Source organism: Paenibacillus sp. S29 (genome assembly GCF_049319765.1).
GTDB lineage: Bacteria > Bacillota > Bacilli > Paenibacillales > Paenibacillaceae > Paenibacillus > Paenibacillus polymyxa_B.
In genome coordinates, this window is the sequence record NZ_JBMOUI010000002.1 from 468,366 (window position 1) to 481,558 (window position 13,193).

General features: G+C 48.5%; 9 protein-coding genes. All 9 read left to right on the top strand.

Features of this window, described 5'->3' with window-relative positions; all coding sequences use genetic code 11:
• Nucleotides 1-96 precede the first annotated feature (96 nt).
• The 9 genes from ACL9RM_RS05195 (at nt 97) to ACL9RM_RS05235 (ending at nt 13,157) form a co-directional block, all read left to right on the top strand.
• The gene (locus ACL9RM_RS05195; protein WP_250268938.1) at nt 97-993 is read left to right on the top strand and encodes a LysR family transcriptional regulator; all 897 of its coding nucleotides are present in this window, start codon (nt 97-99) and stop codon (nt 991-993) included.
• Between the two features lie 126 nt (nt 994-1,119).
• On the top strand, nt 1,120-1,677 hold the full coding sequence (locus ACL9RM_RS05200) for an outer spore coat protein CotE (RefSeq protein ID WP_061831597.1): 558 nt from the start codon (nt 1,120-1,122) through the stop codon (nt 1,675-1,677).
• 131 nt (nt 1,678-1,808) lie between these two features.
• Entirely contained in the window at nt 1,809-3,044 is a 1,236-nt protein-coding gene (locus tag ACL9RM_RS05205; protein ID WP_250268672.1) for a putative amidoligase domain-containing protein, read from the top strand.
• A 110-nt stretch (nt 3,045-3,154) separates the two neighbouring features.
• On the top strand, nt 3,155-5,974 hold the full coding sequence (gene mutS / locus ACL9RM_RS05210) for a DNA mismatch repair protein MutS (protein WP_414126213.1): 2,820 nt from the start codon (nt 3,155-3,157) through the stop codon (nt 5,972-5,974).
• A 63-nt stretch (nt 5,975-6,037) separates the two neighbouring features.
• Entirely contained in the window at nt 6,038-8,212 is a 2,175-nt protein-coding gene (mutL, locus tag ACL9RM_RS05215; protein ID WP_250268671.1) for a DNA mismatch repair endonuclease MutL, read from the top strand.
• Nucleotides 8,213-8,224: 12 nt separating this feature from the next.
• Nucleotides 8,225-9,076 (top strand): class I SAM-dependent methyltransferase, encoded by an 852-nt coding sequence (locus ACL9RM_RS05220; protein ID WP_250268670.1) that lies wholly within the window; start codon nt 8,225-8,227, stop codon nt 9,074-9,076.
• A complete protein-coding gene (gene miaA / locus ACL9RM_RS05225) occupies nt 9,060-10,040 on the top strand; it encodes a tRNA (adenosine(37)-N6)-dimethylallyltransferase MiaA (RefSeq protein ID WP_250268669.1) in 981 nt (326 codons plus the stop codon). Before ACL9RM_RS05220 ends, miaA begins: the two co-directional genes overlap by 17 nt.
• Nucleotides 10,041-10,060: 20 nt before the next feature.
• A complete protein-coding gene (gene hfq, locus ACL9RM_RS05230) occupies nt 10,061-10,306 on the top strand; it encodes an RNA chaperone Hfq (protein ID WP_023989043.1) in 246 nt (81 codons plus the stop codon).
• 190 nt (nt 10,307-10,496) lie between these two features.
• Complete coding sequence (locus ACL9RM_RS05235) at nt 10,497-13,157, top strand: PBP1A family penicillin-binding protein (protein WP_250268668.1); 2,661 nt, start codon at nt 10,497-10,499, stop codon at nt 13,155-13,157.
• The last annotated feature ends 36 nt before the right edge of the window (nt 13,158-13,193 follow it).

A 13,193-nucleotide genomic window follows, 5' to 3' on the forward strand; every position in this document is an offset into this window, starting at 1 on the left:
CTTGTTATTTTCTCCAGCTTATCAGATAATCAATCTATCGGAAAAACGGAATATAACGATTGCTTGCATCGGAAAAACCGATTGAAGGAGCGGATCATGGAATCGCGGCATTTGTTTACCTTTTTAAATGTAGTTGAGGCAGGCAGTTTTACGCGAGCAGCGCGTATACTGGATTATGCACAGTCGAGTATCACTGCTCAAATTCAAGCGCTAGAGACAGAGTTGGGTACGCCGCTTTTTGATCGCATTGGCAAAAAAATCATGCTGACGGATGCCGGACGACGTCTGCTGCCCTATGCGCAGGAAATTTCCAAGATGCATGCTATGGCTAAGGATGCACTTCGTTCAGAAACAGAATTGGCGGGCACGCTGAAAATAGGAGCACCAGAGTCTCTGGCCGCTTTTCGTCTACCAAGTCTGATCCGTGAGTACAGAGAACGGTATCCGAAGGTTAAAATTGTCCTTAAACCCGGCGAATGCTGGGAATTACGCGATTTGATCCGTTCCGGTGAGTTGGATTTGGCTTTTTTGCTTCAGCCTGAGACGGAGGATAGAGAACTGAATGTCACCACGCTTATTCATGAGCCGATGGCCTTGGTTGCTCCACTTAAGCATTCGCTGGTTACCTATACCCGGGTAGAGCCTGCCGACTTGAAGGACGAAACCATTTTGCATACGGAGGCAGGATGTACGTACCGTATCCTTTTTGAGCAGTATTTGAATAAACACGGAATTTTTTCAGACCCTAGCCTGGAATTTTGGAGTATTGAAGCCATCAAGCAGTGTGTCATGGCTGGATTGGGTATAGCGCTGCTTCCGCTGGTAACGGTACAAAATGAGCTGGGAGAAGGTAAAATGGCGCGTTTAGCCTGGGATGACAGTGAACAGCAGGTGGCTACTCAGGTCGCTTACCACACGAAAAAGTGGAAATCTCCGGCTCTTAGTGAATTTTTACAGATCGTTGAGCAGCATGTAACACATTGGCGTGCATGAGTTCAAGCCATCGCGGCATATGCTTATACAAATAATATTTTTTCCTTTTCGCCTATTCACTCAACATTCGCCCACAACCTGCATACATATGTATGGAATGATTGATTGTATGGAGGAGGTTCAAGAATGGCATTAAGTCATAAAAATCGTAGAGAGATTATTACCAAAGCGATCTGTGGTAAAGGTCGCAGATTCTCTACCGTAACCCATACCGTAACTCCGCCGAATAATCCAACGAGCATTTTAGGGGCATGGATTATTAACCACCAGTATGAAGCTGTGGCGGCGGGGGACGGCATTGAGGTCGTCGGGACGTATGATATCAATATTTGGTACTCATACGATAAAAACTCGCAGACCGATGTGGCCAAGGAAACGGTGTCGTACGTAGAAAATGTGCCGCTCTCGTATCTTGATCCGAAGCACCGGGCGTCTACAGTGGAAGTATCCGCCGAAGCTACACAGGAGCCGAGTTGTGTCGAGGCCAGTGTGTCTTCTGGAGGTGGCAGCGTAATGATCCGGGTCGAGCGGGAATTTGCGGTGGAGCTGGTGGCGGAAACGAAGATTGTTGTAGAAGTATTCCCGAATGGTAGCAGCGATGATTTTGAAAAAGACTTTGATTTTGGAGCGGAAGAGGGGGACTATGAGGAGCTCGACCCCGACCTCATTGACGACGAGCTCTGACAGAAGTAACCAAAAAGAGGGCCGCTTTACTCTTTGCGCCGGCTGATTCTGCGCAGGGGGCAAAGGCCCTCCTTTTTTATTGTTTGGGTTGAAATTGGGGTGAAATCCGTACGTAGTCCGTAGGGGGGAATATGATGCAGCAGCCGGGACAGGCGCTCATACGCTTCAGACAGATGCCAAATGATGAAAAAAAGCGTAGACTGGAGCGTTCAGGCATAGCGGTGCAGTGGATGGATAGCAGCCTTGCAGATTTTGCGATAGGCTACGCGGTGCAAATCCATCAACTGCGAGTGCTGGAAATTCGTAGACGTGCCATCGAGGGACCTTCCAAAGTCCGCGCACACGATCTATCTGAGCTGGATCAACGTTCACTGCTCTATGTCCGGATGGAGCGGCTGGCTGTACGTGCGTTGTACACACTGGGTTTGGACAGTGGTGAGGTGGTACTGACGCCGCTGGGGGAGCGCAGCTGTCAGGTGCGCGAAGTCTCGGCACAGCCATGGCTGAATGATAGACGTTTGGCCACGCTATATGAAATTGCTGCGCGTGAAGGGGATATTGAGGGTGAGAATCTTTCAGTGGAACGAGGGAGAGATCGACTACTCATTGGAATGGACCCCGAATTTGTGCTGGTTCGTATGCCAGAGGGACGGGTCGTTCCGGCCTCAAGATATTTGGGCCGTCTCGGCATAGCCGGCTGTGATGCAGTTACCCGCCGGGGACGAACGCTGTATCCAGTCGCTGAGCTTCGTCCTGCGCCAAGTGGAGATCCGGCCCGTCTGCTGAAGCATCTGCGTCAAGCTTTTGCAACCGCAGCACGACGCATTGCTGACAGCACACTCATCTGGCAGGCAGGGGGGATGCCGCAACCGGGTTTTCCACTGGGCGGACATCTGCATTTTAGCGGGGTTTCGCTAAACGGTGCCTTGCTCCGGGCACTGGATAACTATTTGGCACTGCCTTTGGCGCTACTGGAAGACAAGCGTGCGGCCCGGCGCAGACCGCATTATGGCAATTTGGGTGATTTTCGCCGTCAGTCGTATGGAGGCTTTGAATATCGTACACTGCCCAGTTTTCTTATTTCGCCACAGCTGGCGAAAGGTGTGATTGGAATGGCGTTTCTCATTGCATCTCAATATCCGCGTTTGCAACGTAGGCCGCTGGGTCAGGAGGAGGCTCACAGAGCCTTTTATGAAGGAAATCAATCTGTGCTTAAGGAGTATATGGAACCTCTTATTTTGGATATGGTTTCACTGGAAATATACTCGCAATATGAAGCTTATGTAGCGCCATTGCTGGACAGCCTCCGCAAGGGGAAACAGTGGGATGAATCACGGGATTTGCGCCCATATTGGAAGCTTACGTAAAATCAAGTGTCGACACCAGGAACGGTTTCATGTTATCGACTGTCATTTTTGATATAATGAGAGATAATTATAAGTTTAAACGGAACAAAGTGTGGGGGTTAGTGAACGGTATGTCCAAATATACACCGATGATTGAGCAGTATTTATCTATAAAAGAGCAGGCTAAAGATGCATTTTTGTTTTTCCGTCTGGGAGATTTTTACGAGATGTTTTTCGATGATGCAATTCTTGCATCCAAGGAGCTGGAAATTACACTTACGGGTCGTGAGGGTGGCGCCACGGAAAAAATTCCGATGTGCGGCGTACCTTATCATTCAGCAGAAAATTACATACAACGCCTTATTGAGAAGGGTTATAAGGTGGCCATCTGTGAGCAAATGGAGGAAGCCTCAGCTACGAAGGGGATGGTGCGGCGGGATATTGTCCGCGTTGTGACCCCGGGAACGGTAATGGAAGGCAAGGTGCTGGGTGACAAATCCAACAACTACATGGTATGTGTCACAGAGACAGACGGGATGCTGGCGCTTGCGGCGTGTGACTTGTCAACAGGTGAATTGTATGTGACTTCTGTGCCTGATTCGAAAGAATGGCTACTAGATGAAATTAACATTTATGAGCCTTCCGAAATGTTGGGAGATGGTCATCTGCTGGATTTTGTGACATCCCGTATGTCCCCCGTTGGACGGCGTGTTGTGTATACGGCCTGGGACAAATCCAAGGATGATTTGGTTCGGGATCAATTTGGGGAAGCCACGTGGGCAAGGCTTACGGAGGAACGCAGACGGTGCGTATCGCGCTTGATTTCCTATTTGAATGAAACGCAAAAAAGATCGTTAGGCCAATTGACCCAAATCTCGGTATATGAGCCAAACCATTTTATGATTCTGGATCCATTTACCCGCAGGAATCTGGAACTGGTGGAGACGGTACGGGAACGCTCCAAGAAAGGCTCGCTGCTGTGGCTGTTGGACCGCACAGAGACTTCCATGGGAGCGCGTCTGTTGCGTCGTTGGATTGACAAGCCACTGTTGAGCAGCAGTCTTATTGAGGAACGCTTGGAGGCGGTGGACAAGCTATACCACCAGTTTATTTTCCGAGAGGATGTACGTGCTCAGCTTAAAGAGATTTACGATCTGGAGCGTCTAGTTGGGCGGATCGCCTTTGGTAGTGCTAATGCACGTGATCTGATCGCCCTCAAGCTGTCGCTGGTCCAAATTCCTTCTTTACGCGAGCTGTGCGCTGGATCTCCTTCGAAGACGCTGAGACGGATTGCACAAACGCTGGATAGCTGTACAGACCTGTGTGCGTTGATTGAGGAAGCGGTGGCGGATGAACCGCCAATTTCCGTAAGGGATGGAGGTCTTATTAAGGAAGGCTACCATCAGCGTCTGGACGAACTGCGCGAGGCGAGTGTGAACGGTAAACGTTGGATCGCTGAGCTAGAGGCCAAGGAACGTGCTGCAACCGGCATTCGGTCACTTAAAATTGGATACAACAAAGTATTTGGTTATTATATCGAGGTGACCAAATCCAATTTGGCTTCATTACCAGAAGGTCGATATGAACGCAAACAGACGTTGGCGAATGCGGAACGGTATATCACACCGGAGTTGAAGGAAAAGGAATCACTAATTCTGGAAGCCGAGGATAAAATGGTTGATCTGGAGTACACGCTTTTTACCGAGCTTCGCAGTAAACTAAACGCTGAAATTCCCCGTTTGCAAAAGCTGGCAGAGCAAGTGGCTGAAATTGACGTGTATCAGTCGCTGGCATCGGTTAGTGCGGAACGGGGATTCGTGAAACCTGAGCTGACTACAGGATATGATTTCGTAGTGGAGCAGGGGCGCCATCCCGTGGTGGAAGCCGTAATGAAAGATGGCGGTTTTATCGCCAACAGCACGGTGTTGGAGGAAGGCGATGCGCATATTCTACTTATCACCGGGCCGAACATGGCTGGGAAAAGTACGTATATGCGTCAGGTTGCGCTTATTGCAATTATGGCTCAAATTGGTTGCTTTGTCCCAGCTGCACGTGCCAAGGTGCCGATGCTGGATCGCATTTTTACACGGATCGGCGCAGCGGATGATCTCATCGGCGGGCAGAGTACGTTTATGGTCGAAATGGCAGATATCCAAGTAATGACGGACAAGGCAACTCCGAGAAGCTTGATCATTATTGATGAACTGGGACGAGGTACGTCCACTAGTGAAGGGATGGCAATTGCACAGGCAGTCATCGAATTTGTCCATGACACGATCGGCTGTAAGGCGCTGGTATCCACGCATTTCCATGAGTTGGCGCATTTGGAGCAAGGCCTGTTTTCGCTGCGAAATTACTCTATGGCCGTGCAGGAAAGCGGCGACAAGGTGAATTTCCTACGCAAGCTCATACCGGGAGCGGCTAGCAGTAGCTATGGCATTTATTGTGCTCGGCTTGCAGGCTTGCCCAATAACATTATTGAGCGAGCGAATGGACTGCTGAATGGTTTTGAACAGGCAGCAGCTCAAGTAACGGCAGGTACCGAGATAGTAGTAGGAGGGAAGGAAGGGACTGATCTTCGTACAGTTTCAGGGACGGAAGGTATTTCTTCTTTGACCGAATATAATTCAGGCCAGACATTGCGAGAAAGCGGAGAAACTGCATCATCAACTCAGTCTTTATCACAGCAGGCCACCCTGGTAAAAGAAGATAATCTACAGACTGTGGAGGATTCCAGAAGGTTGGAGCAAGGAGCAACCGAAGTGGTACAGCTGTCCATTTTCGGAGAGCAGGAGCTTGCCGCCTCCAAGCCCCATGCAGAGACAGTAGAGGCTAATCCGATTGTGCGCCAAATTTTGCGCAAGGTGAAAAATGCTGATGTCATGAATATGACTCCTTTACAGGCAATGCAGCTATTAAATGATCTAAAAAACAAGGCCAATGGCCTGTAGTTAAAATAAGTGACATTATTCTTATTTTTCATCACACTTTGAAGTCAGGAGGAGGTTAAAAGGATGTCTAAAATTCGGGTACTGGATGAACATATTGCGAACCAGATTGCTGCCGGTGAGGTCGTGGAACGTCCAGCCTCCGTCGTGAAGGAACTGGTGGAAAATGCGATTGATGCAGGCGGTACGCGGGTGGACGTATGGGTAGAAGAGGGCGGTCTGCAAAGTATCCGGGTGACGGATAATGGAAGTGGCATTGAGCCTGAGGATGTAGAGACGGCATTCTATCGGCACGCGACAAGCAAAATTGGACATGGTCGCGACCTGTTTCAGATCACAAGTCTCGGCTTTCGGGGAGAGGCGTTGCCAAGTATAGCGGCTGTATCGAAAGTAGAGCTGCTTACAGCAGCCGGAGATGACGGGCGTGCCCGTAAATTGGTGATTGAGGGCGGTAAGCTGGTGCTTCACGAGGATGCCGCTAGTAGGCAAGGGACGGATTTTACCGTACGGGAGCTGTTCTATAATACACCTGCACGGCTGAAATATATGAAAACAATCCAGACCGAGTTGGGACACATTTCGGATGTATTGTACCGAATGGCGCTTTCGCACCCTGAGGTTGCCTTCACATTGCGGCATAATGGCAATACATTGTTGCAAACGCTGGGTAATGGTGATTTGCTCCAGGTGATTGCCGCTATTTATGGAACTTCTGCGGCGAAGTCCATGCTGCTGCTGGAAGGAGAGAGCCTTGATTACCGAATTAGCGGCTATATCAGCCGCCCAGAGTGGACCAGATCGAATCGGAATGCGATATCGACGGTAGTGAATGGACGTTTTGTGCGTAGCTACGGGCTTAATCAGGCGTTGCTCAAGGCGTATCATACCTTATTGCCGATCAATCGTTTTCCGCTGGCTGTGATCCAACTGGAAATGCATCCTTCTTTGGTGGATGTTAACGTTCATCCTGCCAAGCTGGAGGTAAGGTTCAGCAAAGAAGCTGAACTGTTTCAGTTGGTCGAGGATTCGGTAAAAGCTGTTTTAGGGCAGCAAGTGCTGATTCCGAAGGCAGTCAAGCGCGAGATCGGTGGCAAGGACAGTGGCTCGTTTGTGCAGGAGCAGTTTCACTTCTCGAAGGGAAATGGTGCGGAAGGGGATGCTCCTTCCGGCAAAGACCGGGGGGAAGCACTGCCACTTTCCGTGACCTCGCCGGAGAACCAGGTACCGGGCCAATCCAATTACTTGAACAGAAACGAAGAGAATAACAGAGGTAGCCAGGAGCGTGAGCAACGTCCGAGCAGGGATAGCCTCTCAGCCATTGGACGGGCAAACAACCTTTCAGGTAAAAGTATTAGTGATGATGAATTGGATGCAGATTTTGTGGAAGAAAACAAAGGGAGTGAAGTTAGAGGGGACGTGCCGCTCCCTGATGGAGCGACTGTACAGTCGCCCGAAGGAGATAATGCTGCAATAGGCCCATCTTCTTTATACAGTGGAGGGATAAAGGAAACGGCTGCTTCTGCTGCTTACCCTTCTTCTGTGCCTCCGATTGCAGGACACGCTACGGATTCCCGTCATTTCGCGGATCAGAAGCCTAGCCAGCAACGTCTGAATGCAGAGCAATTGGCAGCGGTGTCGGGAGAAGTTCCAGAGTTGCCCACTTTTCCTGAACTGAATTTAATCGGTCAGCACCACGGGACATATCTGATTGCACAGAACGACCAGGGCTTGTATTTAATTGATCAACATGCCGCACATGAACGAGTCAATTATGAATTTTATTATGAAAAATTCGGTAATCCCGAGTCAGTATCGCAGGAGTTGCTACTGCCAATTACACTGGATTTTACGCCTTCCGAGACAGAAAAGTTGAAAACAAGGCTGCACTGGTTTGAGCAGGCGGGGGTGTATTTGGAGCATTTTGGCGGTCAAACTTTCCGTGTCAGCTCTTACCCGTACTGGCTTCCCCAAGGGGAAGAAGCGGATGTTATTGAGGAAATGGCCGGATGGGTGCTGGAGGAAAGGGCCATTGATCTTGCTAAGCTGCGGGAAGCAGCCTCGATCATGTGCTCCTGCCGGGCTTCGATTAAAGCAAACCAGAAGCTGACTGACCGACAGGCTATCGTGCTGCTAGAGCGTTTGGCAGCATGCAAACAACCATATACTTGCCCTCATGGGCGACCTATTGTGGTTTCCTTTTCCACATATGATTTAGAGAAGCTGTTTAAAAGAGTAATGTAAGGGAGTATATATATGTTGCAGGATCGGGAAAAACGTGAAGAAGAAGAGCAGTCGGTCCTACGGGAGAAGCAAGTCGAATTACTGGTCACGACAGGGGATTCCCCCTCGGCTGAGGTTATGGAGCGAGCGAAGCTGCTTGCAGCCGAGTTAGGGGTGCTGTATGCCCCTCGTCGTGGCATATCGGTAGCTAAGCTAATTGCGGCTCACAGAGTCCGTCAAGCGTTGGTTCTGGTGCAGGGCGGAGTGAGGCTGATTAGTCCAGAACAATCACCGATGGTTTTTCACCCGAGTATGGGCTTCATTCGCGCCAAACGGGTATTAAAGGGTGAACCTGACCCGATGTTGACGGCTGCCCGGATCGTCCCGGGTGATACTGTGCTGGATTGCACCGCAGGACTTGGTACGGATTCTCTTCTATTTTCAATTGGAACGGGAAGCTCTGGACAAGTCACGGCTGTGGAGAGTTCTTTCCCCGTCTATGCTTTAATCAAGGATGGAATGAGGCATTACCGTTCCGGCAACGCTGAAGTAGATCAGGCCTTTTCCAACATTGATGTTCGTTTTGGTCATCATTTGGACTATTTGCGTAGTTTGCCGGATCGCAGTATAGATATTATTTATTTTGACCCTATGTTTCGTGATCCGTTGCTCGATTCCAGCGCAATCGGTCCATTGAGAGGGTTGGCTAATCCAGACGCGTTGAATGAGGAAAGTATTGTTCATGCGAAACGGATTGCACGAAAAACAATTGTATTAAAAGAAAAACGGGGTAGCGGGGAATTTGCCCGCCTCGGCTTCCGTGTAGAGCAGCGGGGCACAACGAAAACAGTGTACGGAGTGATTGATATTGACAGTGGCACCTAAGCCTAAATTACTTGTTCTTGTTGGCCCGACTGCGGTTGGCAAGACGAAACTAAGCATCGAGATGGCTCGACAATTTGAAGCGGAAATTATTTCCGGGGATTCCATGCAGGTATACCGTCATATGGACGTTGGAACTGCCAAAATTTCCGAACAGGAAATGGAAGGAATCAAGCACCATTTAATTGATATTCATGAGCCTGAATACCCATATTCAGTAGCCCAATTTCAGGAAGACTGTCGTCGTCTCATATCTGATATTCAATCTAGAGGAAAGCTACCGTTTATCGTAGGCGGAACAGGTTTATATGTAGAATCAGTCTGCTATGAATACCAGTTTTCCGAGGTGGGGGCTGACGAAGCTTTTCGTCAGGAACAGCTTGACTATGCCGAACAGTTTGGAGCTGACGCGCTTCATGCGCGACTACAGGCGGTTGATCCCGAAAGTGCACTTCGTCTGCATCCTAATGATCGTCGTCGTGTCGTTCGGGCACTGGAAATTTACCATGTTAGCGGAACGACACTTAGCTCTCAACTTGCCAGTCAAAAAAAGGAATCTCCCTACCAACTCTGCATCGTAGGTTTGACAATGGATAGGCAAATGCTATATAAACGTATTGAAGACCGAATTGACGGGATGCTCGATCAAGGGCTTGTTGCTGAGGTAACCTCCTTAATGGAACGGGGAGTGCGAAGCGATGCCATCTCCATGCAAGGTCTAGGCTATAAAGAGATATCCTCCTACCTGCGGGGAGAGGTGTCTTTGGAAGAGGCGGTGACTTGGCTAAAACGGGATACGCGTCATTTTGCGAAGCGACAGCTCTCGTGGTTTCGCCATATGAAGGATATCCAGTGGGTAGATGTCACTGATTTCGGAAATTTTTCTGCTCATGCAGCCCGAATACACGAAATTATAGCAGGAAAGTTCCGGACAGACCTTGAATATACTTCAAAACAATCCAAATGATTATTGGGGGTACGGCTAAAATGAACAAGTCCATTAATATCCAAGATACGTTTCTGAATCAATTGCGCAAGGATTCTATACCTGTAACGGTATACCTCATCAATGGATTTCAGGTGCGAGGGACGATTAAAGCATTTGACAATTTTACGATTGTTATCGACTCGGATGGAAAGCAACAGCTGATTTACAAGCATGCCATCTCCACCTTTACACCGCAACGCAATGTATCGCTTGTACAGCAACAGGATAACGCTAGCGATAACTGATTACGGCTTGACGGTCGCCCGGGTTCATGAAACTTTTCAGGCGTCCGTCTCGTCTAACTGTATAGGAATGTGACCGGGAGCAACCTGATCAGGGTTGTTCTTTTCATTCCGTTTACTTTCATGCTACCGACAGCAAGCTTTAGGCTTATGTTAGGTATCATATGATTATTCGCGAAAGGGAGTCAGGGGAATGCCAAACGATTCATTGTCCAGATCCGGCAATCGCAATAGAAACACATCTAAAGAGAAGCCGAAGGGCAAGAAAAAGAAAATAACAGGTAAGCGAGTGGGGTGGACGCTATTTATTACAGCGGCCTTAGCCATATTCTGTGCACTTGGTGGATATTTATTTGTCATGGTTAATGGCGAAAAAATTTACAAAGCCAACAAAGACAAAATTACAGTGAACGAGACATCGAAGGTTTATGACCGCAACGGTGTGCTCATGGGTGAGTTGTCTGTGCAAAAAAGCGATCCTGTTAAAAGTGAAGAAATACCAGATCTGCTGAAAAAAGCTTTTGTGGCAACAGAGGATAAACGGTTTTATGAGCATCAGGGTGTTGATATTTGGTCTATCGGTCGGGCGGCCGTAAAGGATATCGTGGCTCGTTCGGCAGTGGAGGGCGGCAGCACACTAACTCAGCAGCTAGCCAAAAACTTGTTTTTGACACGTGACAAAACCTTTTTCCGTAAAGCGACCGAGGTATCCATCGCAATGGCGCTGGAGCGGAATTTGACTAAAGAAGACATCATTACACTATATCTGAACCGGATTTGGTTTGGACGCTCGTATTCTGGAATTAAGGCAGCGTCGGAAGGCTATTTTGGAGTGACAAATTTAAATGACTTAAAGTTGTGGCAGGTCGCTACACTGGCAGCTATTCCGAAAGGGCCATCCAAGTATAATCCAATCAGTAACCCGGAAAACTCGAAGGCACGACGTGCGGTGGTTCTCCAGCTGATGTTTGAGCAGGGGATGATTGGAAAGCAAGAGATGGAAGAGGCCAAGGCTGTAAATTACGATTACAAACAACCAGAAAAAGTTCAAAAGTATCAAAATTTTATGGAATACGTCATGGATGAGGCAGAGGATGCACTGCCAGGAGTTAGCGGCAATGATTTGATTATTGGTGGTTATAAGATTCATACGACAATGGATGCCCAGGCCCAAAATGCGCTGGATCAGGCGATGGCAGATGATGACATGTTCGAAAAAAGTCCTGACGATCAGCCTGTTCAAGCCTCGATGGTCATTATTAACAACCAAACAGGTGGAATTGCCGCGATGGCACCCGGACGAGATTATAAAAAGGGAACCTTCAATCGTGCGACACAGAGCCGCAGACAGCCTGGATCGGCTTTCAAGCCGATTGTAGCCTATGCGCCAGCTCTTGAATCCGGTAAATTTACGATGGATACCCCTTTGAGTAACGAACGCCAGAGTTTTAACGGATACAGTCCGAAAAACTTGCATGGTTACTCATCAACCATCAGCATGCTCGATGCCATTACGAAGTCTGAAAATATTCCGCCTGTATGGTTGCTGAACCAAATCGGTGTGGAAAAAGGGGTTCAATTTGCCGAGAGCGTAGGCATTCCGATGGACAAAAATGATCACTCACTTGCTATCGCATTGGGTGGATTAAGCAAAGGAACGAATACCCTTGAAATGGCGCAGGCGTACAGCGCTTTTGCCAATAAAGGACAATTCCAAAAAGCTTATTCTATTAAGCAAATTAACAATAGTGATGATCAAGTTGTTTATACTCATGAAGAGGATACTAAATCTGTAATGAGTGAAAAAACGGCTTATGAAATGACACAAATGATGCAAAATGTAGTCAATAGCGGCACAGGTCGCAAAGCACGTATTGACTGGCCTGTAGCTGGTAAAACGGGTACGACCCAAAGTGGAATTAGCGGTAACAGTGGTAACCGGGACATCTGGTTTGTCGGTTATACGCCAGAATATACCGGAGCAGTATGGATGGGTTATGATAAGCCGGACAGCAAACATATGCTCAGAAACTACAGTGGGCAGTCGGCAGCCTTTTTCGGAAGAGTCATGGGTGAAGCTCTCAAGGGACACCCGGTTACGCAATTCAGCGAGCCGAAGGGATATGAACCACCAGTTGAGCAGAAGCCAGAAGAACCGATTCAGGCTACCGCTCCAAGCGGGCTGAGCGGGTCTTATAGTCAGGAGACCCAAATTGTATCGTTGTCCTGGACTGCGGCGACGGGGGATAATGTACAATACCGTGTGTATCGCAAAGGGACTTCTGATGCAGGCTTTGCAACAATCATGGAGGCCATGAAGGGCACGAGTGGTGAAGATACGTCTCCTATAGCTGGAAACACGTATGAATATTATGTAGTGGCTTATGGAGCGGATGGTAAAGAATCCGAGGCTTCTAATACGATCCGTGTGGAAATTCCGGCAGAGACTACTCCGGTTGATCCACAACAAGGGACTGATCCAAACGAGAATGGAACCTTACCGGATAATGGCGGGGCTACAGACGGACAAAACGGTACAGATCAGGGAAATACAGCTCCTGGCGGTATCGACAACAATAATGGCTCAGGTCAGGTTCCGGCATCTCCTGGAGATACTAGTGGGAATGGTGCTGGAGGCACAGGTAACAATAATAGCAATTCCGGCAATGGAAACGATACAAATCAGGGAAATGGTCAGACTACTACACCGGATGCAGGTATTTCTGATGAAGATACTATGGTAAATCCAGAAAATACGGATGCATCTACGACTGAAGTCACAACGGATGGAACTCAGGAAGGCAATTCCAACGGTCATTCGAATTCCAATCGTGGACGTCACAATCGGGATTAGCAAGTAATGCTTTATGTAAGTTGAATTTGCTTCAAA

What these genes read in the sequence shown, in the direction of transcription:
- ACL9RM_RS05195 (WP_250268938.1), top strand. Translation starts at nt 97, where the DNA reads ATGGAATCGCGGCATTTGTTTACCTTTTTAAATGTAGTTGAGGCAGGC.
- ACL9RM_RS05200 (WP_061831597.1), top strand. Translation starts at nt 1,120, where the DNA reads ATGGCATTAAGTCATAAAAATCGTAGAGAGATTATTACCAAAGCGATC.
- ACL9RM_RS05205 (WP_250268672.1), top strand. Translation starts at nt 1,809, where the DNA reads ATGATGCAGCAGCCGGGACAGGCGCTCATACGCTTCAGACAGATGCCA.
- mutS (WP_414126213.1), top strand. Translation starts at nt 3,155, where the DNA reads ATGTCCAAATATACACCGATGATTGAGCAGTATTTATCTATAAAAGAG.
- mutL (WP_250268671.1), top strand. Translation starts at nt 6,038, where the DNA reads ATGTCTAAAATTCGGGTACTGGATGAACATATTGCGAACCAGATTGCT.
- ACL9RM_RS05220 (WP_250268670.1), top strand. Translation starts at nt 8,225, where the DNA reads ATGTTGCAGGATCGGGAAAAACGTGAAGAAGAAGAGCAGTCGGTCCTA.
- hfq (WP_023989043.1), top strand. Translation starts at nt 10,061, where the DNA reads ATGAACAAGTCCATTAATATCCAAGATACGTTTCTGAATCAATTGCGC.
- ACL9RM_RS05235 (WP_250268668.1), top strand. Translation starts at nt 10,497, where the DNA reads ATGCCAAACGATTCATTGTCCAGATCCGGCAATCGCAATAGAAACACA.